Source organism: Dyadobacter subterraneus, assembly GCF_015221875.1.
Lineage (GTDB): Bacteria > Bacteroidota > Bacteroidia > Cytophagales > Spirosomataceae > Dyadobacter > Dyadobacter subterraneus.
Window position 1 is genome coordinate 2692309 of record NZ_JACYGY010000001.1, and the last position, 25871, is coordinate 2718179.

The 25871-nt window shown below is 40.4% G+C and carries 19 protein-coding genes; 9 read left to right on the forward strand and 10 right to left on the reverse strand.

Going from position 1 to position 25871, the window contains the following annotated elements:
* Positions 1-3: 3 nt before the first annotated feature.
* The 3 genes from IEE83_RS11010 to menB all read right to left on the reverse strand — a co-directional run bounded on the left by IEE83_RS11010 (position 4) and on the right by menB (position 2978).
* Positions 4-1590 carry a hypothetical protein gene (locus tag IEE83_RS11010; RefSeq protein WP_228101767.1) on the reverse strand — a complete coding sequence of 529 codons (1587 nt, stop codon included), beginning with the start codon at positions 1588-1590 and terminating at the stop codon, positions 4-6.
* Positions 1583-1990, reverse strand: a complete 408-nt coding sequence (locus IEE83_RS11015; RefSeq protein WP_194120632.1) for an EVE domain-containing protein — start codon at positions 1988-1990, stop codon at positions 1583-1585. Before IEE83_RS11015 ends, IEE83_RS11010 begins: the two co-directional genes overlap by 8 nt.
* 163 nt (positions 1991-2153) lie before the next feature.
* Positions 2154-2978, reverse strand: a complete 825-nt coding sequence (gene menB / locus IEE83_RS11020) for a 1,4-dihydroxy-2-naphthoyl-CoA synthase (RefSeq protein WP_194120633.1) — start codon at positions 2976-2978, stop codon at positions 2154-2156.
* 145 nt (positions 2979-3123) lie between these two features.
* Between menB and IEE83_RS11025 the strand changes: the two genes are divergently transcribed.
* Positions 3124-4191, forward strand: coding sequence for an AMP-binding protein (locus IEE83_RS11025; protein ID WP_194120634.1), 1068 nt, complete (start codon positions 3124-3126; stop codon positions 4189-4191).
* A 54-nt stretch (positions 4192-4245) separates the two neighbouring features.
* Positions 4246-5019: a hypothetical protein gene (locus IEE83_RS11030; RefSeq protein WP_194120635.1), complete on the forward strand. Its 774-nt coding sequence runs from the start codon at positions 4246-4248 to the stop codon at positions 5017-5019.
* Here the strand turns inward: IEE83_RS11030 and IEE83_RS11035 are convergent.
* The 4 genes from IEE83_RS11035 to topA form a co-directional block, all read right to left on the reverse strand.
* Complete coding sequence (locus IEE83_RS11035; protein ID WP_194120636.1) at positions 5008-6063, reverse strand: helix-turn-helix transcriptional regulator; 1056 nt, start codon at positions 6061-6063, stop codon at positions 5008-5010. The genes IEE83_RS11030 and IEE83_RS11035 overlap by 12 nt on opposite strands.
* Positions 6064-6560: 497 nt before the next feature.
* Positions 6561-7442, reverse strand: a complete 882-nt coding sequence (locus IEE83_RS11040) for a bifunctional 5,10-methylenetetrahydrofolate dehydrogenase/5,10-methenyltetrahydrofolate cyclohydrolase (RefSeq protein WP_194120637.1) — start codon at positions 7440-7442, stop codon at positions 6561-6563.
* 79 nt (positions 7443-7521) lie between these two features.
* Positions 7522-8211, reverse strand: coding sequence for an SIR2 family NAD-dependent protein deacylase (locus IEE83_RS11045; protein WP_194120638.1), 690 nt, complete (start codon positions 8209-8211; stop codon positions 7522-7524).
* A 67-nt stretch (positions 8212-8278) separates the two neighbouring features.
* A complete protein-coding gene (gene topA / locus IEE83_RS11050; protein WP_194120639.1) occupies positions 8279-10699 on the reverse strand; it encodes a type I DNA topoisomerase in 2421 nt (806 codons plus the stop codon).
* Between the two features lie 320 nt (positions 10700-11019).
* Here topA and IEE83_RS11055 point away from each other — a divergent pair, with 320 nt between their 5' ends.
* The 4 genes from IEE83_RS11055 (at position 11020) to IEE83_RS11070 (ending at position 17831) form a co-directional block, all read left to right on the forward strand.
* On the forward strand, positions 11020-11226 hold the full coding sequence (locus IEE83_RS11055; protein ID WP_194120640.1) for a hypothetical protein: 207 nt from the start codon (positions 11020-11022) through the stop codon (positions 11224-11226).
* Between the two features lie 104 nt (positions 11227-11330).
* Positions 11331-14102 carry a bifunctional aconitate hydratase 2/2-methylisocitrate dehydratase gene (locus IEE83_RS11060; RefSeq protein WP_194120641.1) on the forward strand — a complete coding sequence of 924 codons (2772 nt, stop codon included), beginning with the start codon at positions 11331-11333 and terminating at the stop codon, positions 14100-14102.
* Between the two features lie 68 nt (positions 14103-14170).
* Positions 14171-16441 carry an aconitate hydratase gene (locus tag IEE83_RS11065; RefSeq protein ID WP_194120642.1) on the forward strand — a complete coding sequence of 757 codons (2271 nt, stop codon included), beginning with the start codon at positions 14171-14173 and terminating at the stop codon, positions 16439-16441.
* Positions 16442-16712: 271 nt separating this feature from the next.
* Entirely contained in the window at positions 16713-17831 is a 1119-nt protein-coding gene (locus IEE83_RS11070) for an MBL fold metallo-hydrolase (protein WP_194120643.1), read from the forward strand.
* Positions 17832-17869: 38 nt separating this feature from the next.
* On the opposite strand, the gene IEE83_RS11075 is transcribed toward IEE83_RS11070, so the two are convergent.
* The 3 genes from IEE83_RS11075 to IEE83_RS11085 all read right to left on the reverse strand — a co-directional run bounded on the left by IEE83_RS11075 (position 17870) and on the right by IEE83_RS11085 (position 20604).
* A complete protein-coding gene (locus IEE83_RS11075) occupies positions 17870-18610 on the reverse strand; it encodes an Ig-like domain-containing protein (RefSeq protein WP_194120644.1) in 741 nt (246 codons plus the stop codon).
* A gap of 296 nt (positions 18611-18906) precedes the next feature.
* Entirely contained in the window at positions 18907-19581 is a 675-nt protein-coding gene (locus IEE83_RS11080; protein WP_194120645.1) for a phosphatase PAP2-related protein, read from the reverse strand.
* 180 nt (positions 19582-19761) lie between these two features.
* Positions 19762-20604, reverse strand: a complete 843-nt coding sequence (locus tag IEE83_RS11085) for an ATP-grasp domain-containing protein (RefSeq protein ID WP_194120646.1) — start codon at positions 20602-20604, stop codon at positions 19762-19764.
* A gap of 414 nt (positions 20605-21018) precedes the next feature.
* Between IEE83_RS11085 and IEE83_RS11090 the strand changes: the two genes are divergently transcribed.
* The 3 genes from IEE83_RS11090 (at position 21019) to IEE83_RS11100 (ending at position 25863) form a co-directional block, all read left to right on the forward strand.
* Positions 21019-22662, forward strand: coding sequence for a TldD/PmbA family protein (locus tag IEE83_RS11090; protein WP_194120647.1), 1644 nt, complete (start codon positions 21019-21021; stop codon positions 22660-22662).
* 142 nt (positions 22663-22804) lie between these two features.
* A complete protein-coding gene (locus IEE83_RS11095; protein ID WP_194120648.1) occupies positions 22805-24157 on the forward strand; it encodes a TldD/PmbA family protein in 1353 nt (450 codons plus the stop codon).
* Between the two features lie 65 nt (positions 24158-24222).
* Complete coding sequence (locus IEE83_RS11100; protein WP_194120649.1) at positions 24223-25863, forward strand: TldD/PmbA family protein; 1641 nt, start codon at positions 24223-24225, stop codon at positions 25861-25863.
* Positions 25864-25871: the final 8 nt, after the last annotated feature.

A 25871-nucleotide genomic window follows, 5' to 3' on the forward strand; every position in this document is an offset into this window, starting at 1 on the left:
AATTTAGAATGATATTTTGTTTAAATAATAAACATTACGTCTGCCGCGCGTCTGAACGTCTCCCTGCGCGTTGCTTATACGTTGTTCTCCCCAGGCAATATAGAAATTATCAAACCAGTAATCGATATCATCCGTACTTGTTTTCCGGACTTTATCGCCTTCAACTGTTGTACTGTTGTCAACGATCCGGTTATTGTCTAATACCTGGTTTCCTTTAATTACTTTGCTGCGGATTCCGCCATTGTGGCTGTATACAAGTTGGGTCGTACCGTTTGCCTCGCTTTGTACTTTTATCTTTTCGCGAAGGTCCATACTCTTGACATTATCAAAACTGATGCTGTTGTCCCAGAGCAATTTACCGTTTTGATCTACGTCTGCAACAATGGCGTGGGTATAAGTGAAGCCATCGAATATTTGATTGTTGTACCCGCGCATGCCGCCATACATCGGATTCCATAAGTAAGGATTGTACAAGCCCATGCCAAATGGATAACCGCCCATCATCATTGAGCCATAGCCAAACCCACTCATCATGTTATTCTGGTAGCGATATTCAGGGTAGAAAACCTCTGCTACAAGCAAAAACTGATTATTTTTTGGAACAATATCATGAACCAGAAGCCGGTAATTTAATTTAAGGTCATCACCGTTTTCTTTCTTTTTACGAATTTTACGCTCAATTTTTTCCTGCTGGCGTTCATTCATGTAACTGAAAAAATTCTTGAAATCGGTGAAGCTGTGGTAACGGGTGAAAATAACTTCGTCGTTTACAATTTTGGAAATATAAAGTCCCTGAGATGCAGCATTGTTTGTGCTCTGCATATTCCGATACCCATAAGTTCCGATTACCATACGAACCGAATCGTTCAAAATCTGCAAACGACCACTCAATAAGGAATAATCGTCCTCCGGATCAATAGATGCCTGCACATAAAGCTCGCCAGTTTCTTCATAAGACCGGGCTACAATTTTTGTCTGACGTCCTTTTTTAACAGCGAAACAGACATTAACCAAATGATGTGTAGTGTCTACTTCAACAGTCTGGATGGCATTTGAGCCTTTGATGGCGGTTGGTAAAACCCTTGTTTGGGAAGTAGTCAAATTGGTATGGATCAAAACAGGCTCGTTTCTGACCATTCCAGCCATAAAAACGGCATAACCTAATGTTTTAAAATCAGTAATTTCAAAACGGTCAATCGTATTGATTGTAAAGGTTTCAACAAATCCTGGCGCAACATTTACCTTGACAATCTGGTAAAGCGAACTGCGGTATTTGCTGAAAAGAAGAAAAACAGATTGTCCGTCATAGCAAGAAGCTACATAATCCAGATTTGACTCAACGGGGCCATCAATAGACCAGACCCGGTCCAGATTAGTATCAAATTTTTGCACATTGTACGTTCCTTTATCCGGCTTTGAAATCAACAAAACACCTTTCTCACCAAGTGGCATTGTCTGAAAAGCTGCATTTGCATTTTGTAACGGAAGTTCTATCCGCTTGACAACTTGTGCTGATGCAGCGTAAGAAATAACCAGAAAACAAAACATTACCTGCGTTGCCAGGTAAAGGAAACGTTGATTTTTAAGCATGTGCCAAGCCAACAATATGATCAAATTCTTCTGCTTTAACCGGAATTACTGATAATCTCGATTGACGGATCAAAGCCATATCCTTCAAACTTTCATCCGCTTTTATTTGTGCCAATGTGACTGTTTTTGGGAAACGTTCAACCGGAACAAATTCCACAACGACCCAGCGATCATCTTCTGTCGTTGGATCTGGCCAATGTTCCTTCGAAACTTTTGCCAGACCGACAACTTCTTTTCCCTCATTGCTATGATAAAAAAGAGCAAGATCGCCGGCTTTCATTGCCATCATATTATTACGTGCCTCGTAGCTACGAACCCCATCCCATATGGATTTTCCCTCTTCCACGAAGTGGTCCCACGAATATTTGAAAGGTTCAGATTTGATAAGCCAGTAGTTCATTTTTGTTTAGTTGAAAGTGGAGAGTTGAGAGTTGAAAGTTAGTGCGGAAGCATTATTTGGAGAGTTAAGAATTTATGGTGAGGCAAAATATTTCAACTGCCTGGACCCACACTTTCAACTCTCCACCGAGCGCCGGGCGCTTTCAACTTTCAACTAAAAAAAGTTAAGGAAATTTTGGAAATTTACTGAAATCAGGATCACGTTTTTCAAGGAATGATCTTTGTCCTTCTTTCGCTTCTTCGCTCAGATAGTATAGCAATGTTGCATTTCCGGCCAGTTCCTGGATTCCGGCTTGCCCGTCAAGTTCTGCGTTGAAAGAGCTTTTCAGCATACGGATTGATAAAGGACTTTTCTGCTGAATTTTTTTACACCACTCAACAGTTGTCGTTTCCAGATCTTCCAAAGGAACAACTTTGTTGACCAATCCCATTTGTAAAGCTTCCTGTGCATCGTATTGATCGCAAAGGAACCAGATTTCACGTGCTTTCTTTTGTCCAACCACACGGGCAAGATAAGATGCTCCGAAGCCACCGTCAAAACTTCCAACTTTTGGTCCTGTTTGTCCAAAACGAGCGTTTTCAGCAGCAATGGATAAATCACAAATTACATGAAGCACGTGTCCGCCGCCAATTGCCCAGCCTGCCACCATCGCAATGACAGCCTTAGGAATAGAACGAATCATTCTTTGAAGATCCAGGACATTTAAACGCGGAACGTGATCTTCTCCGATATATCCGCCATGTCCGCGAACGGATTGGTCGCCGCCTGAACAAAATGCTTTTCCGCCTTCACCTGTTAATATGATTACATCAATACGCGTATCTTCACGACAAATGTGCATCGCATCAATCATTTCTGTGACAGTCTGTGGGGTGAATGCGTTATGTTTATGGGGACGGTTAATGCTGATTTTGGCAATTCCTTCGTGCAGTGTAAAAAGAATTTCTTCGTACTCTTTAATGGTTTCCCATTTTATTGAACTAGACATATGAGCAATCTGTGAATGAGTGAAAATAAATGACTGTTGCTGTTTTAAAGCGGTCATTCGAATTAATTGGCGAAATTACGGATTGTTTACGTTTCCGTCAAAAACAAAATGATAACTTTCGGGCATTGGTCAATTTGGTAATAAAATGATTTGGAATACAAACGCAGCTTTAATACAAACACAATCTCCTCCCGAAGAACCGTATTTCCGTAAGGCTTACGATTTTATGATTTCCTGGCTGAACGGGCAAAGCGAATTTATGCTGCATACTTCCGGGTCAACGGGTATACCAAAAGATATTTTAATAAAAAGAAATCAGCTGAGCAGCAGTGCGCATATGACGGGTGAGGCATTGAAATTGCCCAAAGGTACACGTGCGTTGGTTTGTTTGAATATTTCCTACATCGCAGGAATTATGATGCTGGTCCGTGGGATGGAGCTGGGGTGGGAGCTGAGTATCGTTGAACCATCGTCTAACCCTTTGTTGGAATTTCAAAATCCAATTTTTGATTTTGCCGCCATGGTACCTTTGCAACTTTCAACTGGTTTGGGAAATGAAAATACCAGAGATAAAATTGAAAATCTTGGTAAAATACTTCTTGGAGGAGCTCCGGTTGGTATTCAGTTACAGAAACAAATTGATCAGTTGAAGATTCCGGTTTATCAAAGTTATGGTATGACGGAAACCGTTTCTCATGTCGCATTAAGAAAATTGAATGGTCCGGAAGTGGAAAATGGTTATAAGGTTTTACCTGAAATTGAATTTGGGCTTGATGATCGGGGATGCATTTTTCTCTCAGGCGATGTGACAAACTGGGAAAGAATTCAGACCAACGATCTTGCAGAAATTACTTCTGAAAATACTTTTAACTGGATAGGGAGGATTGACAATATTATCAATTCCGGCGGAATGAAAATTGTTTTAGATAAAGTAGATGAGATAGTTGCAGAGGTATTTTACGAGCTCGGATACGAAAACAGTTTTTTTTCCTGGTTTGAAAATGATGAAAAACTTGGTCAGAAACTTATTTTGGTTGTATTGAAAAACGTAAATGTTTTATCAGAAGAAAACCTGCTTGGTGAAATAAGAAAACGGATTTCAACCTATGAAACACCAAAACATGTTTACTTTGTGGACGAATTTATAAAAACGCCCACTGATAAGGTTGATAAGCGACGCACAGTTTCACAGTTATTTAATGGGAAACAGTAGATAGCGAAGTTTCGACAAAGTCAGTTTTTTACCAATACCAGAAATATTACTTATATGAATAAAGACCTTCAAATTCCCGGTTTGTACATCATACGCTACCAGACCGCTCCGGTTGTGCCAGCGCCTTATGCAAATTTCCAAACCATCAAATTGCAGCTGATTTCAGAAGATGATTTAAGCGTTGATTTTTCAATAAAATACACCGACCGCGAGGATCTTGAAGAGGATGAAATTCTGGAAGAAGGATTTACGATGGACGATGATTTTACCTGGAAAGGTGCTGTTCCGGCTAACTGGATCAAGGAATTTGATAAGATTTACGGCTCTTCCAAAATTATCCGTCAACGTGAAGAAAAGGAATTTGAAGATTTTGTTGAAATAGAAATTGAAGAAAATGACAAGCGTGTAACCGTATATCCGGTTGATAAAGAGCGCTGGGTTTACTTTCTTCAGGAATTTATGCAAGCCATTTTGGAAACATCAGGCCGAGAACTTCCTTTCGAATTAACCTATCTTGACTACGATGCCGAGCCAAAAAGTGAAGTGGCCTTAAAAGCTTCTTTCGCAACAAAACTTTTCACAATGAGCGCAAACGGCGGTCCGCTTAAACAGCTTGACTGGGGATTTTTGCAAAAAGTGATGGATACCGTTTACCGCGCAGAATTTGTTTATGACAATGCTGCTGAAAGTAAACCTACTAAAAAAGGGAAATACCTTTACATCGGCGACCAACTTTGGTATCAGCTAGGCGTAGCAGTATTGGAAACAACAGCAAAAAGCAAGGATCTGCAAATGATCGAATCTTTATTTTCTAAATTAATAAGGTAATCCGCCGAATGGTTTAGCACGACTTAGCTCAATTTGTAGCTCATCAACCAATTGCCCAATTCGATCCATAGAAGGAGAAGGATTGGGCAATTGCAAACTTATAAAAGCTTTAACTTCCCAAACTTCAAGTACCTCATGAAGGGCAGCTTCCAGTTCCGGAATGCCTGAAATATCAGAACTTAGTAATAACGTCCCTTTCGTTTTTACCTGATTAAATGCTTTTCTATAAAGAAAACCCTGGTTTTTAAGAACGAAAAGATAATTCGAACCATCCTTGATTTCATACCAGTTTCTGATAAAAGAACCAACCAGTAAAGATCCCGGATACTCAAAATCGTTACTACTTTCAAAAGCACGGTAATACCCGGACGGTAAATTTGGCAGTTGAAAAGAGGGTAAATGGGTTAAAAAAGCCGGATTTTGATAATTGGCTATATATTCGATCCACTGGTTTTTTCCAACCCACTGGATCGTAGGATAATTTGCAGATCTGTCTTCCCGATAATTTGTCGCAGGCTCTGAATTTATAGCGTACTGGTTGTTAAAAACCGGCATTCTAGGATCAATCAAATTTGGCTGTGGCGTGGGTGCTGGCGTATAGGATTGCTGGGATACCGGCGGCTGATACGCATTTCCATTGACAGGTTTAAGTGTTACTTGTCTGGCCACAGTCCGGATAGATGGCTCCGGCTGCTGGTAATTATCCATGATTTTAGATAGCGGCTGCGGCTCTGCATAAGTAGGCATGCGCGGCGGCGTAACGGATGAACCGGAATGAGAAACGGTCATCGGTCTCGTCCCATTTAGGGGCAATGATAAATCAGGCGTTTCCCGAATTCGTCTTAAATCGTTTTTTAGCAAATTGTCTACCGTAATACCAAAAGCTGCTGCCATATTTTTCAAATTGGTCAGATTTGGATTTGCACGTGCTTCCTCATAAGCTCCCAAAAGAGATCTTTTGATAGCAATTTTTCGTGCAAATTGCTCTTGTGTAAGGCCATTTAGCCTACGGAGATATTTTATATTATTGCTGACGATGCTCATGGAATGTCCTTTGCGAGAAAGTTACAAAGAAATGACAAAATTTTTAGCAAAATTTGATTTGAGCAAGTTGAAATGGTTTTTTTTTTGTTGAGAGCAACGAATATTGACATTTTATGTCATCCTTTCAGGGTTGTTCCCGGCTAGGATATATACCTTACTACAATAATTTCATCCCTTTGGGATTGTGCTATTCGATAATAGAAGAGGCAAAATATTAATTTATTAATATGTACTTGATGCTTTTAATTATCACAAATCAAGTGAGATTTTTTTGTATTATTAAATGTAATAACCTATTAGCTAGATTCAAATATCTAGCACTTATCCAAATCGCGAAGGGATGAAATTATTATAGAAATGATGTTATAGGCTGTGCATCAAACCCTGAAAGGGTGACATAATATGGCAAACAAGTATTTGTCTAAAACAAAAAGCAGGAAATGAAAAATATCTCAATTCCTGCTTATGTAATTCTAATTTTCTGAATCAATCGAAAATTACTTATAAATCTCTTTCCTCGCCGCTTTCAAAGTATTAGTCAACAACCCGCAAATAGTCATCAACCCAACGCCACCTGGAACCGGTGTGATGAAACTGCTTTTAGGCGCGACATCTGCAAAATTTACATCACCTTTAATCGCAAATCCGCTTTTCTTGGTTGCATCTTCGACACGAGTAATTCCTACGTCAACAACCACAGCGCCTTCTTTGATATAATCTGCTGTCACGAATTCCGGACGACCCAGCGCTACGATAAGGATATCGGCAGTCTGACAGATTTCTTTCAGATTTTGTGTCTTGCTATGTGTAATTGTTACTGTACAGTTTCCTGGATATTCATTGCGTTGCATCAAAATGCTCATTGGCAAACCAACAATCTGGCTGCGGCCGATCACTACGCAATGTTTTCCTGATGTTTCAATTCCGGCACGAATAAGCATTTCCAGAATACCGAAAGGCGTTGCAGAAATGTAAGCAGGAAGTCCTTTACACATTCTTCCCACATTAATCGGGTGAAAACCATCCACATCTTTTGATGGGTCTACGGCTTCCATAATGGTATTTTCTGAAATGTGTTTTGGTAAGGGTAGCTGAACGATAAATCCATCCACATCAGGATTTTTGTTCAATGATTCTACCGCTTCCAAAAGTTCAGCCTCGGTCGTTTCCGGTCCAAAACGTAACAGGGTTGAAGTGAAGCCAATTTCCTCGCAGCTACGGATTTTAGAAGCCACGTAAGTTTCGCTGGCACCGTCCTGTCCAACAAGAATTGCTGCCAAATGTGGTTTTTTTCCACCGCCAGCGATCCAGTTTTCAACCTCAATTTTTATCTCTGACTTAATTTGGGCTGAAATAGCCTTTCCGTCAAGTAGTTGCATTTCTATTTGTAAAGTATAATGATCAATTTTAAATCAATAATGCGAGTAAAATAACCAAAGATTGTTATTACTCTAAAAGCTAAAAGCTAAAAGCTAAAAGCTCTTTCAATTTTTCCATTCCGACAGAAGCTTTTTCCTGAATAAAAGTCATGTTTTTTTTAAAACTAATATCAGGTTTGGCTGGGTCAATGATGTATATCGGAATGTTATATCCAACATAGTGAACAAGACCAGCGGCTGGATAAACAGCCATAGAAGTCCCTACAACTACAAAAATATCAGCCTGTTCTGTAATGTCAATAGCCACTTCCATTTTCGGAACTGCCTCTCCAAACCAGACAATATGTGGTCTGAGCTGGCTGCCCAATTCACATAAATCGCCAGTTTTCAATTCCCAGGAATCCATGGTGTAAACAAGCTCCGGATTTTTAGTGCTTTCCGACTTAAAAAGTTCGCCATGCAAATGAATGACATTTTTAGAGCCGGCTATTTCATGCAGATTATCAACGTTTTGGGTGATAATCTGCACGTCATATTCTTTTTCAAGTTCAACCAAAGCATAATGCGCCGCATTTGGTTTGACAGAAAGTGCCTGTTTTCTTCTTTCGTTATAAAAATTTAACACCAATTCCTGGTTTCTGCGCCAGGCTTCCGGTGTAGCCACGTCTTCAATCCGGTGATTTTCCCACAAACCACCACTGTCACGAAATGTATTTATTCCGCTTTCAGCACTAATTCCGGCACCTGAAAGAACTACTAGCTTTTTCATATTGGCTTTCGGCCGTCGGCGTTCAGCTTTCGGCTAGTTAATTGTAAAAAATCTGGGTCAGATCAGCTTAACTTTTAGTCGTTTTTTTTGCAGCTGGTTTTTTTGCGGCAGGTTTCTTTGCAGCTGGCTTTTTAGCTACCGGCGCTTTTTCTGCTGCCGCCGCTTTTGGTGCTGCTTTTTTGAAACCGCCTCTTCCAGTTGGTTTGTCAGGGGTATCGGCTGCTATCTGCAAAATCGCTTCGTAAGTCAAATCTGCTGGTTCAGTCCCTTTTGGAATTTTCAGATTGCGTTTTTCAAAAGCTACATAAGGGCCGTAACGTCCGTTAAGTACTTTAACATCAGGATTTTCTGCAAATTCCTTGATTGTTTTGTTGCTATCTGAAATACGTTTTACTTCAATGATTTCAATCAAACGATCTTCCGTAACAGCCATGGGATCGTCCGTTTTGGCAAGTGAGTAATATTTGCCGCCGTGTTTTACATACGGACCAAATTTTCCAACACTCACAACCATTTCTGAATCTTCAAAAAGACCAACCGTACGAGGAAGTTTAAAAAGTTCAAAAGCTTCTTCCAGCGTAATGTTTTCCATCAGCTGACCTTTTTTCAAGCTTGCAAATTTTGGCTTATCTTCATCTTCGGCATCACCAATCTGAACATAAGGGCCATATTTCCCGATACGTACTGTTATTTTTTTACCTGTCGCAGGATCTTCTCCAAGTTCTCTGGAAGTAAGACTTCGGTCAATTGCTTCTTCTTTTGCCTCATCCACCTTCTTATGGAAAGGCGTGTAAAAGTCAGTGATCATTTTTTGCCATGGAAGTTGTCCCTCGGCGATATGGTCAAAATCTTTTTCAACACTGGCTGTAAAAGAGTAATCAATAATATCTTTAAAGTGATTGACAAGGAAATCATTCACAACCATTCCAGTACTTGTCGGGAATAATTTTGACTTTTCCGTTCCGTAAATTTCCTTGTTTACTACACTTTTGATTACATCATTGGAAAGCGTCAATTCTTTAAACTCACGCTCCGTTCCTTCACGGTCTTCCTTGATAACGTATTCCCTTCTGATAATCGTAGAAATCGTCGGTGCATAAGTTGACGGACGACCGATTCCCATTTCTTCCAGTTTCTTAACCAAACTTGCCTCCGTATAGCGTGGCGGGTTACGTGTGAAACGCTCCGTCGCTTTCATATCTGCAAGGTTAAGAATCTGGTTGATATTTAAAGGAGGAAGCATTCCTTTTTGTTCCTCATCTTCGTCATCATTTGATTCCAGATATACCTTTAAAAATCCTTCAAACTTGATAACTTCACCTTGAGCTACCAGTTCTTCGTTTGTTGTAGAAATACCAATAGTCGCAGTTGTTCTTTCAAGCTGGGCATCAGCCATTTGAGAGGCAATTGCACGTTTCCAGATCAGTTCATACAAACGCTGCTCATTACGGTCGCCGCTTCCCTGTAAAGTAGAAAAGTCCGTTGGGCGAATGGCTTCGTGCGCTTCCTGAGCGGATTCATTTTTGGTTTTAAAAACCCTTTTGTTGTAAAACTCAGGGCCGTATTCATTTGTAATTTGTACGCGTGCTTTTTCCAAAGCCTCTTCTGACAAATTCGTCGAATCGGTACGCATATAGGATATCTTACCAGCTTCGTATAACCGTTGTGCTACGGTCATCGTTTGAAGTACGGAAAAGCTAAGCTTGCGCGAAGCTTCCTGTTGTAAAGTAGAAGTTGTAAATGGCGGAGCAGGTGTTTTTTTTGCAGGTTTTACTTCAAGATTTTTGATTGAAAAAGTCGCTTTGATACATTTTTCTAAAAATGTCATTGCATCCGTTTCCTCAGCAAAGTTTTTAGGTAATTCAGCATTTAAAACCTTACCATTTCCCAAATTAAAATGAGCAGTGATCTTAAAACTCCCTTTTGGTTTAAAGGAATCAATTTCCCTTTCGCGCTCCACAATTATACGTACTGCAACGGACTGTACACGTCCTGCAGAAAGGTTCGTTTTCCCGATCCGTATCTTCTTCCATAATATAGGAGAAAGTTCATAACCCACCAGACGATCCAGAATACGACGTGCCTGCTGAGCGTTCACAAGATCTACATCTATAACACGCGGCGTGGCAATGGCATTTTGTAAAGCTGATTTGGTAATTTCACGAAATACAATGCGTTTTGTGTCATCAGGCAGCCCCAGAGCCTCTTTGAGGTGCCACGATATGGCTTCCCCTTCACGGTCGGAGTCAGTTGCAAGCCACACTTCGGCGCCTTTCGCTAATTTTTTTAACTCATTAATGACTTTCACCTTGTCACCTGAGACTTCGTAAGACGGCTGAAAACCATTGTCCACATCGACACCCATATCATGTTCGGGAAGGTCACGTACATGCCCAAAACTGGATTTAACGATAAAGTCTGTCCCTAAATAATTTTCTATGGTTTTGGCCTTCGCCGGTGACTCTACGATCACCAGATTTTTTGACATAATTTTTGAATTAAGATACTAGGTGGCTCTTTGGAGCTCAAATATAGGGCAGAAAGCAGCAAAAAATCAAAGTACTTGCTAAAAGGTATGTGAGAAACTTCTTTTTCGCAATTTTAAAAACATGATAATTTCATCATTTCGCTCTGAGAATTAGCAGTAGAAAGAACAAAATTTATCGTTTGCAGGTTGTACATATACCGGCTTAGTTCATAATCATTGTAAATAAATGTAAAATACGAACCATCGCCGGCTACGTTATAAGGAATTTTGTACTTTTATGCGTTTTATTGATAACAGATAATTTGAATCGTTGAATTACTATGGCTTTTGACTTAGACATGATAAAGGGTATTTATGCCCGCATGCAAGAAAGAGTAAAAGCTGCTCGGAAAACAGGAGAGCGGCAGTTGACTTTAGCAGAAAAAATCCTATATCCTCAATCGTGGGAAGTTGCAACTGTACAGGTGTACAAAAGAAGGAAATCACAAGTTGATTTTGCTCCAATCTGTGTTCTTCGTCAGGATTGAGAGGTCATATAGTATTATTGTAATTTTCACAACTGGTAAAGTAAAAGGGGCAGTACCCAGACTGTTTTAAAGCTGCCTATCACATTGAAAAGATTTCCATTATCATGAATATTTATAAGGATTACATCCAAGAAATTGAAGAAAGAAAAGCCCAAGGACTTCATCCTAAGCCAATAGATGGCGCAGAATTAATTGGTCAGATAATTGCCCAAATTAAGGATTTGAATAACGAGTATCGGGAAGATTCTCTTAAATTTTTCATTTACAATACATTACCAGGAACTACAAGTGCTGCCAGTGCGAAAGCAAGATTTTTAAAAGAAATCATTCTTGGTGAAGCAGTTGTAGAAGAAATATCGCCTGCCTTTGCATTAGAGTTGTTGTCGCACATGAAAGGCGGACCTTCAATCGAGGTTTTACTGGATCTTGCGCTTGGTGATAATATCACAATTGCAAAAGAGGCGGGAGATGTTCTTAAAACGCAGGTTTACCTTTATGAAGCCGACACTGACCGTTTGAAGGAAGCGTTCAAAAATGGAAACGAAGTTGCCATTGAGCTTCTTGAAAGTTATGCCAAAGGTGAGTTCTTTACTAAACTGCCAGACATACCTGAAGAAATCAAGATCGTTACTTTCATTGCCGGTGAAGGTGACATTTCAACAGATTTACTTTCTCCTGGTAACCAGGCTCATTCAAGATCTGACCGTGAACTTCATGGTTTGTGTATGATCACTCCTAAGGCACAGCAGGAAATCAAGGCGTTACAGGCTCAGCATCCTGATAAAAGCGTAATGCTGATTGCTGAGAAAGGTACAATGGGGGTGGGATCATCGCGGATGTCGGGTGTAAATAACGTAGCACTTTGGACAGGTAAGCGTGCAAGTCCATATATTCCGTTTGTTAATATCGCTCCGATTGTTGGAGGTACAAACGGTATTTCTCCGATTTTCCTTACTACGGTTGATGTGACTGGTGGCATTGGTATTGACCTAAAAAACTGGGTTAAAAAGGTTGACGAAAACGGTGCAATCGTCCGCAATGAAAATGGTGATCCTATTCTTGAAGAGGTTTACTCTGTTGCTACGGGCACTGTTCTTACCATCAATACGCAGACAAAAAAGCTTTATAATGGCGATCAGGAACTGATCGATATTTCCAAGGCACTTACGCCACAGAAAAAAGAATTTATAAGAGCCGGAGGATCGTATGCAATTGTATTTGGTAAAAAGATCCAGACAATCGCAGCGAAGATTTTAGGCATCGAACCAACTACTGTATTTGCTCCTGCAAAAGAGATTTCTAATGAGGGACAAGGCCTTACAGCAGTTGAAAAAATATTTAACAGAAACGCCGTTGGTACTACACCGGGTAAAGTTTTACACGCCGGATCCGATGTCCGTGTTGAAGTTAATATCGTAGGTTCGCAGGATACAACAGGTCTTATGACTGCTCAGGAGTTGGAATCAATGGCCGCAACAGTCATTTCACCAATTGTTGATGGAGCATATCAGTCGGGTTGTCATACGGCTTCGGTATGGGATAAAAAAGCGCAGGCGAATATTCCAAAACTGATGAAGTTCATGAACGATTTCGGCCTTATCACTGCCCGTGACCCGAAAGGTGAATATCACTCGATGACAGACGTTATTCATAAGGTTCTTAACGATATCACTGTTGATGAGTGGGCGATTATCATCGGTGGCGACTCCCATACCAGAATGTCAAAAGGTGTTGCTTTCGGTGCTGATTCAGGAACAGTTGCGCTTGCATTGGCTACGGGTGAGGCGTCTATGCCAATTCCGGAATCGGTAAAAGTAACTTTCAAAGGTGACATGAAGGATCATATGGATTTCCGTGATGTTGTTCATGCTACCCAGGCTCAGATGCTTCAGAAGTTTGGTGGAGAAAATGTTTTCCAGGGCAGAATTATTGAAGTACATCTTGGAACGCTTCCTGCTGACCAGGCATTTACTTTCACTGACTGGACTGCTGAAATGAAGGCGAAAGCTTCCATCTGTATTTCGGAAGATGATACGCTTATTGAATCACTGGAAATTGCGAAAGGCAGAATCCAGATTATGATCGATAAGGGAATGGAAAACCACAAACAGGTTCTTCAGGGATTGATCAATAAGGCTGATAAAAGAATTGCAGAAATTAAGTCGGGAGAAAAACCAGCTTTGGTTCCGGATGCTAATGCGAAATATTACGCAGAAGTTGTTATTGATCTTGACATTATCGTCGAGCCAATGATTGCAGATCCTGATGTGAATAATAAAGATGTTTCCAAAAGATATACCCACGATACAATTCGTCCGATATCTTTCTATGGCGATGATAAAAAAGTAGATCTTGGTTTCGTCGGTTCATGCATGGTGCATAAAGGCGATTTGAAAATTGTTTCACAGATGCTTAAAAATCTGGAAGAACAGCAAGGTAAAGTTGAGTTCCATGCCCCGCTTGTCGTGGCAGCGCCTACATACAATATCGTAGAAGAACTTAAAAATGAAGGTGACTGGGATGTATTACAGAAATATTCCGGTTTCGAATTCAACGATAATGCACCGAAAGTTGCGGCACGTACTGAATATGAAAACATGATGTATCTGGAACGTCCGGGCTGTAACCTTTGCATGGGTAACCAGGAAAAAGCGGCAAAAGGAGATACTGTTTTAGCAACGTCGACCCGTCTTTTCCAGGGAAGAGTTGTTGAAGATTCGGAAGGTAAAAAAGGAGAGTCTTTGCTTGCGTCCACACCAGTTGTTGTTTTGTCCGCAATCCTAGGCCGAATTCCAAATATAGAAGAATATAAAGCTGCGGTGGTCGGCATTGATCTTACCAAGTTTGCACCTCCTGTTAAGCAGTTGAGCAGATAAATTCTGTTTAACTGTCCTCGGTGGTTCGGTTTTTGATAAGTAAATGTGTAGACATTAATTTAATTATTATGGCGTTTGACTTAGATATGATTAAGGGCGTTTACGCCCGCTTGCAAGAAAGAGTTGAAGCTGCCCGTAAAATCGAAGGGCGGGCCTTGACCTTGGCAGAAAAAATATTGTACTCTCATTTGTGGGAGGGAACACCTTCTCAGGTTTATGAGCGAGGTAAGTCTTATGTAGATTTTGCTCCTGACCGCGTTGCGATGCAGGATGCAACTGCGCAAATGGCTCTTTTACAATTTATGCAGGCTGGAAGGCCACAGGTTGCAGTTCCGTCTACCGTGCATTGCGATCACCTTATTCAGGCAGAAGTAGGTGCCGTTGCTGATTTGCAGACAGCAAAAGATAAAAATAAAGAAGTATATGATTTCCTTGCTTCGGTATCCAACAAATATGGTATCGGATTCTGGAAACCAGGTGCGGGTATTATTCACCAGGTTGTTTTGGAAAACTATGCATTTCCAGGCGGTATGATGATTGGTACAGATTCCCACACACCTAATGCAGGTGGTTTGGGTATGGTAGCGATTGGTGTGGGTGGTGCAGATGCGAGTGATGTCATGTCAGGATTGGCCTGGGAGCTTAAAATGCCTAAGCTGATCGGTGTTAAGCTTACAGGAAAACTGAGCGGATGGGCAGCTGCGAAAGATGTTATTCTTTGGGTTGCGGGTCAGCTGACTGTAAAAGGTGGTACTGGCTGTATTGTTGAATATTTTGGAGAAGGTGCTGAAAGTCTTTCTTGTACAGGAAAAGGAACCATCTGTAACATGGGTGCCGAAATTGGAGCTACCACTTCTATTTTCGCCTATGACCAGAAAATGGATGCTTACCTTCGCTCCACTGCACGTGCTGATGTAGCGGATGCTGCAAATGCTGTTGCCGGTTATTTACGCGCGGATGATGAGGTTTATGCAAATCCAGCTGCCTATTATGATCAGTTAATAGAACTCGATCTTTCAACGCTTGAACCGCATGTGAACGGTCCGTTTACTCCGGACTTGGCCTGGCCACTTTCTAAATTTGCTACGGCGGTTAAGGAAAACGGATGGCCGGAAGTTCTTTCAGTTGGTTTAATTGGTTCTTGCACTAACTCTTCTTACGAAGATATCAGCCGTGCCGCTTCTCTGGCACAACAGGCTGTTGATAAAAAACTGGTTGTAACCTCTGAATATACAATTACGCCAGGTTCTGAGCAAGTTCGTTTCACAGTAGACCGTGATGGTTTCCTTGATACTTTCGCTCAAATTGGTGGAGTAGTTTTGGCTAATGCTTGCGGGCCTTGTATTGGTCAGTGGGCGCGTCATGGTGCGGAAAAAGGTGAGAAAAACTCAATTATCACTTCTTTCAACCGTAACTTCTCGAAACGTGCGGATGGTAATCCAAACACGCACTCGTTCGTCGCTTCTCCTGAAATTGTAACGGCTTTGGCCATTGCGGGACGGTTAACTTTTGACCCCCGTACAGATACAATAACAAATTCAGAAGGCGTTGAAGTAATGCTTGACGAACCATCCGGATGGGAACTTCCTTCAAAAGGATTTGCTGTTGAAGATGCAGGCTATCAGGCACCAGCCGAAGATGGATCGAAAGTTCAGGTTTTGGTTAGTCCAACTTCTGATCGTCTGCAATTGCTTGAACCGTTCAAAGCCTGGGAAGGTACAGATCTTAAAGGATTGAAATTGCTGATCAAAGCAAAAGGAAAATGTACGACTGACCATATTTCTATGGCTGGTCCGTGGTTGAAATACCGCGGTCACCTCGACAATATTTCTAACAATATGTTAATCGGCGCGGTTAACTTTTACAACGAAAAAACGAACACTGTTAAAAACCAATTAACCGGTACTTACGGTGAAGTTCCGGCGGTACAGCGTGATTACAAAGCGCATGGTATCGGAACAATCGTTGTGGGTGATGAAAACTACGGTGAAGGTTCTTCACGTGAGCACGCAGCCATGGAGCCGCGTTTCTTAGGTGCCAGAGCAATTCTTGTAAAATCTTTTGCCCGTATCCACGAAACGAACTTGAAAAAACAAGGCATGCTGGCTTTGACTTTTGCCAATACTGCTGACTATGATAAAATTCAGGAAGACGATACAATTGATATTACAGGTTTGCAAACTTTCGCTCCAGGGGTTCAGCTGACTATTGTTTTACATCATTCGGATGGTACAACCGAGGAATTCCCGGTAAACCATACTTACAACGAACAACAGATTGAATGGTTTAAAGAGGGTTCTGCTTTGAACATTATTCGTAAATCCGTAAATGCTGCATAAGCTTTTGGTTAATAGATTTTTCAAAAAGCTTCTGGAAACAGGAGCTTTTTTTATGAATTATTTTTCTGATAATCGAATTAATATTGCTGACTATTAAGTGCCTATCTATTTTTCAACAAAGTTCGAAGATTAAAATAACATTATTATACATAATCTGTTTTTTGATTATCGGATAATCATTTAGCTTTGTTGATTGATCAATCAGTCGGTTTATTTAATTAACATAAATTGTGAATAACCACAGATTGAAAAAAAGAAGAGATAACCCACAATGAAAAAAATAATTTTAAAAATGTTAGCAGGAATTTTAATATTGACGGTCGTGCTGATCGCCGCAGTATATATATTTTTACAGCAGGAACAATTTGGAAAAGCACCCTCCGGAGCCAGATTGGAAAGAATTCAAAAATCACCTAACTACCGTGACGGTCAGTTTCAAAATTTAAGTGTCACACCGGATCTTGCAGAAGGTGTAACTTACTACAAGGTGTTGAAAGACTTTATTTTTGATAAAAGCAAAAGGCTTAAACCAGAGTCAGTTTTGCCTTCGGTGAAATCGGATCTATTGCATCTTGATCCAAATGAAGATGTATTAGTATGGTTTGGACATTCATCTTATTTCATGCAGATTGACGGTAAAACAATGCTTATCGATCCTGTTTTTAGCGGCGCAGCTTCTCCGGTTAAATTCACAACACCAAGTTTTCCAGGAAGTGATGTTTATTCAGTAGATGATTTTCCGGCAATCGATTACCTTTTTATCTCTCATGATCACTGGGATCACCTGGATTATGAAACGGTTTTGAAATTGAAATCAAAAGTTAAAAGAGTGATTACCGGATTAGGAACCGGAGAACATTTCGAAAGGTGGGGATATGATCTTTCCAAAATTGAAGAAAAGGATTGGAATGAAGAGGTGATTCTGGGAGATGGTTTTATTGTCAATGTTACGCCGGGAAGACATTTCTCAGGCAGAGGATTTGCAAGAAACCGGGCAATGTGGGTTTCATTTGTCCTTCAAACGCCGACAAAAAAGATTTTCCTGGGCGGGGATTCAGGATACGATACGCATTTCAAAAAAATAGGAGACAAGTTCGGGCCGTTTGATCTGGCGCTTTTGGAGTGTGGACAATACAATTATAACTGGAAATACATTCACATGATGCCGGAAGAAACGGCTCAGGCAGCAGTGGATTTGAAAGCAAAAAAATTAATGCCTGTTCACTGGGCAAAATTTGCTTTAGGTCAGCATGATTGGGATGAACCTATCATTCGTGTTAGTAAAGCGAGCAAAGTGAAAAATCTGCCGCTTCTTACACCAATGATAGGAGAGGTAGTAAATCTGAATGAGGACAAAGTTTTTCCTGCCTGGTGGGAAAATGTCAAATAGAAGATTGTTCAACTTTGTATGCTAATTTTGAATATCGATTAAATGTCATTAAGCATTTTTAAAACCTTATCAAAGGATTTGGAATAAGTCGATAATCGACCATTTACAGCGGTAATCTTGCCATAAGCAGCATAAAATCCTAATGATTCATTTCTTGTAAGTCGGATTGCCTTATCTCTTTCGTCGTTAATGAAAATAGAATCATTAGAATTTTCTGTCGATGCAACTATGGGATATCTTTCTTTGTAAAATAATGTTACTTCTTTCTCTACGGCTTCTGTATCAGCAAAATCCATAATGACACCAACAAGATTGTCATATTCGAAAATGTAGATAATCCGGTTTAAACTTGGGCCACCATTGTAGATCAAAACATTTTCTGACTCCTGAGTAAGAAATTTATTAGTTATCAGTTTAGTAGTTGCCTTATCCTGGCCAAATTGAAAATCCGGTTCACGCACCAGGGAGCTGTATTCAGATACAATTATCCTTGATTTAAAAGTTTGATCTTTTAACCTTGCTGTAATTGTTGAAGAGCCTATTTTACGGGCTTTGAAATTACCATCTGTGCTGATTGTCCCAACGTTGTCGTCACTGGAATTCCAGTTAAAGGAAGAACCAGGAAGGATTTCATTTCCTTTTTTTATTACAAACTGATGACTCTGGTTATATTTCAATTCTACAACATCGGAATCAATTTTACTTTCCGGTTCCGCTTCTTTTGAACAGGAGACAAACCAACTCGCAGAGATCAGTAGAAGTAGCAATCCTTTATTCATGGTGTAAATAGTTGTTGAAGGATTATATCATAGATTAAAGCTATAATTTATATAATTTACATCTTAAATAAAATAATTATACAAACCAGAAAAAGGCAACTCAGTTATTGCAGGTAAATCAGGCTTATTATTTTGAAGAAGATACCGGCGAATAATCCTGAAATTTGAAGTAGAGGGATTTAACAGACGCAGGTAAAACAGGACTTCGGGAAAACGGATTAAACCGGTGGTTTTACAGGAATATAACTTTGGACAGGAGCGGAAATGGAAATTTTAACACAAATAGGCACAGGTAATTAGCTTTCTTCCACAACCTCACGATCCATTACTACTTTATTTGTAGTTTCATAAAGTGGCAGTGTTCCCAGAAATTTCTTGGAGCAGTAGTAATTCAGATAAGCAAAAAACGGTGCTGCAAGAACATCCATACTATAATGAACGTGTTGAAAAAGTAGCAAGAGACCGACGATAGCAGTTGAAAACAAGACAAAAAGTTTATCATTTTTCTTTTCCAGACAAAGATAGATCAGGAATAAAGTTGCCGTGTGGCCGGAATAGAAAAGATCTTTCGTGATGAAAACCTGACCGTAGAAATAATTGCTTAACGGATCTCTCAGCGGTATCAACCCTTCCGGTGCGTTCAGGGGAACCAGCGTAATAGTAATAATTCTGGTAAGGCACAATGCAACATACGACCACAAAAATCCAAGAAAAATCATCGGATTGTATAAAAAACGAACCGTTGCCAGGCCTACACATGACCAGATCAGAATGAATATTATTTCCGAGCAATCCTTCGCTGGTAATATGGAAAGCAAAATATCATTAATAGCAACGCCTTCCCGGACTTCAATAGCCTGGAAAAAGTGATTTAGAAAAAATGAAATAACACAAAGTATCAAAAAGCCGGAAATCACGGTAGTTTTATACGATTTTTTCTGCCATGATTCTTTCCAGATATTGGAAATCATATTCAATAACGGGTATCTTATTTATAAAGTAATTGGTGTCTGTATTCAATCTGACAATGAAAAATACAATTTTTCATTGTTTAGTGCTACTGTGATTTGTAATAGTAATCCGGGGTAAAAGTATATAAATTAATGGAAAGCTAAATGCCCGTTTATCCAATGGAGAATTATCTAATTAAATTATAATCCTGGCTGTTTTTCACTTATCGTTTTGCTGATGGATTCAATAAAATTCTTCACGAATTTATCTCTTGTTTCATGCGTTAAAAGGTCCAGTGACAAATACGGATTAAGGTCTTCCAATTCAACTAACAATAAGTCACCATCCGAAGTTCTACACGCATCAACGCGTTGTATTCCGTGAGTTACTGTATTCCAAGTTATAAATTGAGTTGCAAAAGTTAAATCTTCCGCTGTTGCTTCATAAATTTCCAAATTCCATCTTTTGGTTTTGTCCGGCGCGTAGAGTGCATATTGAAAATCTTTATCAATAAAGTAAAACGACACTTCATAAATAAAATCAACAAAAGGCTGAACAATATTCCCGTCCAGTTCAATTGTAGCCAATGCTTCTTTATCTATAACCTGCATACCAATGGAATCAGCTCCATCTTTCAGTTTAACCATATATTTATCACTTTCCGGCAGAAATGATAAATCTTGTAATTGTTCAATTGTAGGGATCACCGGATAGCCTGCTTTTGTAAGCTCAGTCAAATAGGATTTTCCCTTCATATCAGCTTTCCCTGTCATTGTGTTATAACAGGCTATGTTTTTTGTATTAATCCGGGTAATAAATGAATTATAATAATTTTTGTAGTGGAGTACCGGTCCGGTATTTCTGAATACAATGAGGTCAACCATTTCCTCAAACCTGGCAGAGTCACAGGGGTGGCATAGTAGAATATCAAAGCTTTCACGCAGCCTGGAGGTTAGGTATAAATCCTCTTCGTAATATTTTCTTCCTTTTGCTTCAAAATATAAATCAGTAAGATATAGGATAGAATATTTTTTCAATGTCATAAAAAGAGATAATAATAGTTCGGTTGCAATATAATGTTTTGAATTGTCAGAGCCCCGATTTTAAAAGTAATTAGCCGACGATCAATTCTAACAGTAAAAGCGCCAATCAAAATTGTCAAATTTTGTGTATGAAATTTAAACGTGTTGAAACCCTTGGATGAAGTCTCATCTGGTAAACCGGAGACATAAATTTTGAAGAAGTCTCTTTTATTATAGATTATATGGAGAATGTCGAATTGTATCTTTTTGTGTTGCTGTCAAATTAATATTATGCAAAAATTTATTTGGTAAAATTGTCCTTTCTAAGGTTTTTATCTAACTTGACGCTGTGAGCGCAGAATATTCTCATTTTATTAAATTGGCTAAAAAATATCATTTTTCTTCATCATATATTTATAAAGTTTTGCCAGGCGAATGAAAAGAAGAGATTTTATGCAGATGACTGGTATGGGAATGGGCGCATTAATGTTGCCATCTGTTCCCATATTTGGAAGCAACGTTTCAAGCGAACATTTACTGGAACCAGGCATTGATGTAGCTTTGAAAAAAAGATACGCCGACATTGCCCTGAATGCTACAAAAAGTAAGGGCGCCACCTATACAGATGTGCGCATAGGAAGGTATTTGCAACAGTTTGTATTTACAAGAGAAAGGCAGGTTCAGAATATTGTGAATGCCGAATCTTTTGGCGTTGGAATCCGGGTTATAGCCAATGGAACATGGGGATTTTCTGCAACCAGTGATGTAACACCCGAAGGTATTGCAAAATGCGCGGAAACTGCCGTAGCTATTGCCAAAGCAAACTCAAAATTCCAAAAGGATCCGGTGGTTTTGGCTCCGCAAAAGGGAGTTGCGGAAGTTTCCTGGAAAACGCCGATCAAAAAAAATGCGTTCGAAATACCTACTGCACAAAAGATAGATTTGTTGATGAATGTTAACGGCAAAGCCATGGAAAATGGTGCAGGCTTTGTTACTTCCAATATTTTTTCAGTTAACGAACAGAAATATTTTGCCTCTTCGGATGGTTCCTACATTGATCAGGATATTCATCGGATATGGCCTACATTTACAGTAACGGCAATCGATAAAGCTGCCGGGAAATTCAAAACCCGGGGTGCGCTAAGTTCTCCGATGGGCATGGGTTACGAATATCTGGACGGTCTTGCTGCTGAAAAAATTGCGGGTCCAAACGGAACGGTCGGTTATCGTAGTTCCTATGATATGGTTGAAGACGCGATTTTAGCCGCAAAACAAGCGAAGGAGAAACTTACTACTAAATCGGTTTTGCCGGGAAAATATGATCTTGTTCTTGACCCAAATCATTTGGGCCTGACGATTCATGAATCCGTCGGCCATCCGACTGAACTTGATCGTGTATTAGGTTATGAAGCCAATTACGCCGGAACAAGTTTCGCTACTTTGGATAAATGGGAATCGAAAAAATTCAACTACGGAAGCAAACTTGTCAACATCGTTGCCGACAGAATTCAGCCGCACACTTTGGGTGCCGTTGGTTTTGATGACGAAGGTGTTCCAGCCAAAGAATGGGATATTATTAAGGATGGAATTCTGGTCAATTATCAGGCTATTCGCGATCAGGTTAAAATCATTGGAGGTAAAGAATCAAACGGTTGCTGTTATGCCGACAACTGGGATTCTGTACAATTTCAAAGAATGCCCAATATTTCTCTTCGTCCTGGAACGGAGAAGCGTAGTGTTTTGGATATGATCAAAGGCGTTGAAAAAGGAATTTATATCATCGGCGCCGGTTCTTATTCCATTGACCAACAACGTTATAACTTCCAGTTTGGCGGACAGGTTTTCTATGAAATCAAAAAAGGTGAAATCGTGGGAATGCTGGATGACGTTGCTTATCAATCAAACACGCAGGAATTCTGGAATTCCTGTACGCAGATTTGTGATAAAGATGACTATCGGACTTTCGGATCTTTTTTCGACGGAAAAGGACAACCTTCTCAAATCAGCGCCGTTGCTCATGGAAGTGCGACCACCCGGTTTGATGGCGTGAATGTGATTAATACGGGGAGAAAAATATAAATAAAACAGCTTTCGGCGGTCGGCTATCGGCCGTCAGCTGTCAGATTGATTAAGTTGATAGCCAATTGCCGAAAGCCGATGGCCGAAGTATTTAAAGAAATTCCTGCCTAACTGACTGTTTATAAATTAAATTTTTTCTAACATGGCTGTCTTATCAAAAGAAGAAGCAAAGCAGATAATTGACAAAGTGTTGGCTTTTTCGAAAGCTGACGAAACGAGTGCCAATTTGAACGGCAGTCGTACCGGGAATATTCGTTATGCCAGAAATTCGGTATCGACGAGCGGTGAAACAACCAATCTTTCACTTTCTGTTACGTCGGTTTTTGGCAAAAAATCCGGGACAGCAACAATTAATGAATTTGACGATAAGTCGTTAGAAAAAACGGTGAGACGTGCCGAAGAAATCGCTCATCTCGCTCCTGATAATCCAGAATATGTTGGGATGCTTGGTCAACAAAATTATCTGGATGTAAAATCTTTCGCTCCAAGTACTGATGCTATTAATCCTGATTTTCGCGCGGAGGCTGCTTTTAAAAGTATCGATCCCTGCGCAAAAAAGGATCTGACAGCAGCCGGATACTGGGAAGATAGTACAGGATTTGCTGCGATGGGGAATACCAAAGGTTTGTTCGGCTATAACGCAGCTACCTCTGTTGATTTTTCTATCACTGTTAGAACTAACGATGGTTTGGGTTCCGGTTATGCGGTGCGTGATGTAAATGATGTTTCGAAACTTGATGTTGCACTTGCCACAGAAGTTGCAATCCAGAAAGCACAGGCATCTTCAAAAGCAAGAGCTTTGGAGCCCGGGAAATATACTGTTATTCTGGAACCTACCGCTGCGGTGGATTTACTTCAAAATATGATGGGAAGCATGGATGCCCGTAACGCAGATGAAGGAAGAAGTTTTCTTGGAAAAAAAGGAGGCGGAACCCGTTTGGGAGAAAAACTTTTTGACGAACGTGTCAACATTTATTCTGATCCGCAAAATCTTGAAATTCCTGGTTCTCCGTTCGGCGGAGGCGGTGGGCGTTTCGCTTTTGGCGGTGGCGGAAGTGATGGACGTGCGCAGGAAAAAGTGGTTTGGGTTGAAAATGGTGTCGTAAAAAATATGTACTATTCCCGTTACTGGGCGGAGAAAAAAGGTGTAAAAGCGATTCCTCCGCCAACCGGATTTATTTTCGCCGGCGGTAATGAATCTCTTGCAGATTTGATCAAAGGAACTGAAAAAGGAATTCTTGTCACTCGTCTGTGGTATATCCGCGCAGTGGATCCTCAAACGCTTCTATACACTGGCCTAACGCGTGACGGTACTTTTTACATTGAAAATGGTGTGATCAAGTATCCGGTTAAAAACTTCCGATTCAATGAAAGTCCGGTAATTATGCTGAACAATCTTGAAGCCGCTGGGAAGCCGATGCGCCAGGGAGGGAATCTGGTTCCGCCATTAAAAATCCGTGACTTTACTTTCACAAGCTTGTCCGATGCCGTTTAGAATAACGGAGGGAATCTAAGTTTATTTATACAATCATTTATTGACCTAAAAAGGAGGGACTTAACTTGAACCGACGCGATTTTATTCAGATAGCCGGACTTAGTACCGGTGCATTTATGTTACCAGCCTTTGCGGCAAACGGAAGAACTGTTTCACCGGAAGCTTTGATGGAGCCGGGACTTGATGTTGCAGTGAAAAAAAGATTGGCTGATGCAGCGCTTAACGCAGCAAAATCCAAAGGAGCAACTTACGCTGACGTGCGTATCGGACGCTACCTGAACCAGTTTGTAATTACGAGGGAAGATAAAGTACAAAATATAGTGAATACCGAATCTTACGGTATTGGTATCCGGGTTATAGCCAATGGCTGCTGGGGTTTTTCAGCGGTTGCAGATGCGAAAAGTGAAGCGCAGGTAGCAAAAGCGGCAGAAGATGCGGTTGCTATTGCGAAGGCGAATTCAAGATTGATGAAACAGCCTGTTGAACTTGCCCCTCAAAAAGGATTCGGCGAAGTAAGCTGGAAGGCACCTATCAAGAAAAATGCATTTGAAGTTCCGGTAAAAGAGAAAGTTGAATTGTTGCTTGGAGTGAATGACGCAGCAATGAAAAACGGAGCGAATTATGTCAATTCAATTCTTTTCATGGTGAATGAACAGAAATATTTCGCCTCAACAGACGGTTCTTATATTGATCAGGATATTCACCGGATGTGGCCAAACTTTACGGTTACTGCTATTGATCCTGCATCGGGGAAATTCCAGACGCGTAATGCATTAAGCGCTCCAATGGGAATGGGTTATGATTATCTGCAAGTTAATCCAAAAGATAAAGTAACTGGCGTGACTACCCGTTATAATATGGGTTATGATATGTTGGAAGACATAACCGCTGCGGCTCAGCAGGCAAAAATGAAATTATCAGCAAAATCTGTGGAAGCTGGCAAATATGACCTGATTCTGGATCCGTCTCATCTTTGGCTAACCATCCACGAGTCGGTAGGTCACCCGCTTGAACTGGATCGTGTACTTGGTTACGAAGCTAATTTCGCCGGTACTTCTTTTGCAACTTTGGACAAATGGCAATCGAAAAACTTTAAATACGGAAGTGATAAGGTGACACTTATTGCAGACAAAACCCAGGTTGGTTCCTTAGGTGCTGTGGGTTGGGATGATGAAGGTGTAAATACCAAAAAATGGGATTTAGTTAAGGACGGCGTTTTGGTGAATTATCAGGCAATCCGCGATCAGGCTAAAATTATTGGTGAAAAAGAATCACACGGCTGCTGTTATGCGGACAGCTGGAGTTCAGTTCAGTTTCAGCGTATGGCCAACGTTTCTCTGGCTTCCGGTAAAACGCCGCTTTCGGTTGAAGACATGATCAAGGACGTTAAAAAAGGAATTTACATTATCGGTGACGGATCATTCTCCATTGATCAGCAGCGTTATAACTTCCAGTTTGGCGGACAATTATTCTACGAGATCAAAGACGGAAAAATCGTTGGTATGCTTAAAGATGTTGCTTATCAATCCAACACACAGGAATTCTGGAACTCATGTGTTCAGGTTTGTGATGAACGCGATTACCGTTTAGGTGGATCTTTCTTCGATGGAAAAGGTCAGCCATCACAATCGAGTGCGGTTTCTCACGGAAGTTCGACAGCACGGTTTGCCGGTGTTAACGTTATCAATACAGCCAGAAAAATTTAATACTGAAA

Coding starts and splice junctions, on each gene's coding strand:
- IEE83_RS11010 (WP_228101767.1), bottom strand. CDS start 1,590: ATGCTTAAAAATCAACGTTTCCTTTACCTGGCAACGCAGGTAATGTTT.
- IEE83_RS11015 (WP_194120632.1), bottom strand. CDS start 1,990: ATGAACTACTGGCTTATCAAATCTGAACCTTTCAAATATTCGTGGGAC.
- menB (WP_194120633.1), bottom strand. CDS start 2,978: ATGTCTAGTTCAATAAAATGGGAAACCATTAAAGAGTACGAAGAAATT.
- IEE83_RS11025 (WP_194120634.1), top strand. CDS start 3,124: ATGATTTGGAATACAAACGCAGCTTTAATACAAACACAATCTCCTCCC.
- IEE83_RS11030 (WP_194120635.1), top strand. CDS start 4,246: ATGAATAAAGACCTTCAAATTCCCGGTTTGTACATCATACGCTACCAG.
- IEE83_RS11035 (WP_194120636.1), bottom strand. CDS start 6,063: ATGAGCATCGTCAGCAATAATATAAAATATCTCCGTAGGCTAAATGGC.
- IEE83_RS11040 (WP_194120637.1), bottom strand. CDS start 7,442: ATGCAACTACTTGACGGAAAGGCTATTTCAGCCCAAATTAAGTCAGAG.
- IEE83_RS11045 (WP_194120638.1), bottom strand. CDS start 8,211: ATGAAAAAGCTAGTAGTTCTTTCAGGTGCCGGAATTAGTGCTGAAAGC.
- topA (WP_194120639.1), bottom strand. CDS start 10,699: ATGTCAAAAAATCTGGTGATCGTAGAGTCACCGGCGAAGGCCAAAACC.
- IEE83_RS11055 (WP_194120640.1), top strand. CDS start 11,020: ATGGCTTTTGACTTAGACATGATAAAGGGTATTTATGCCCGCATGCAA.
- IEE83_RS11060 (WP_194120641.1), top strand. CDS start 11,331: ATGAATATTTATAAGGATTACATCCAAGAAATTGAAGAAAGAAAAGCC.
- IEE83_RS11065 (WP_194120642.1), top strand. CDS start 14,171: ATGGCGTTTGACTTAGATATGATTAAGGGCGTTTACGCCCGCTTGCAA.
- IEE83_RS11070 (WP_194120643.1), top strand. CDS start 16,713: ATGAAAAAAATAATTTTAAAAATGTTAGCAGGAATTTTAATATTGACG.
- IEE83_RS11075 (WP_194120644.1), bottom strand. CDS start 18,610: ATGAATAAAGGATTGCTACTTCTACTGATCTCTGCGAGTTGGTTTGTC.
- IEE83_RS11080 (WP_194120645.1), bottom strand. CDS start 19,581: ATGATTTCCAATATCTGGAAAGAATCATGGCAGAAAAAATCGTATAAA.
- IEE83_RS11085 (WP_194120646.1), bottom strand. CDS start 20,604: ATGACATTGAAAAAATATTCTATCCTATATCTTACTGATTTATATTTT.
- IEE83_RS11090 (WP_194120647.1), top strand. CDS start 21,019: ATGAAAAGAAGAGATTTTATGCAGATGACTGGTATGGGAATGGGCGCA.
- IEE83_RS11095 (WP_194120648.1), top strand. CDS start 22,805: ATGGCTGTCTTATCAAAAGAAGAAGCAAAGCAGATAATTGACAAAGTG.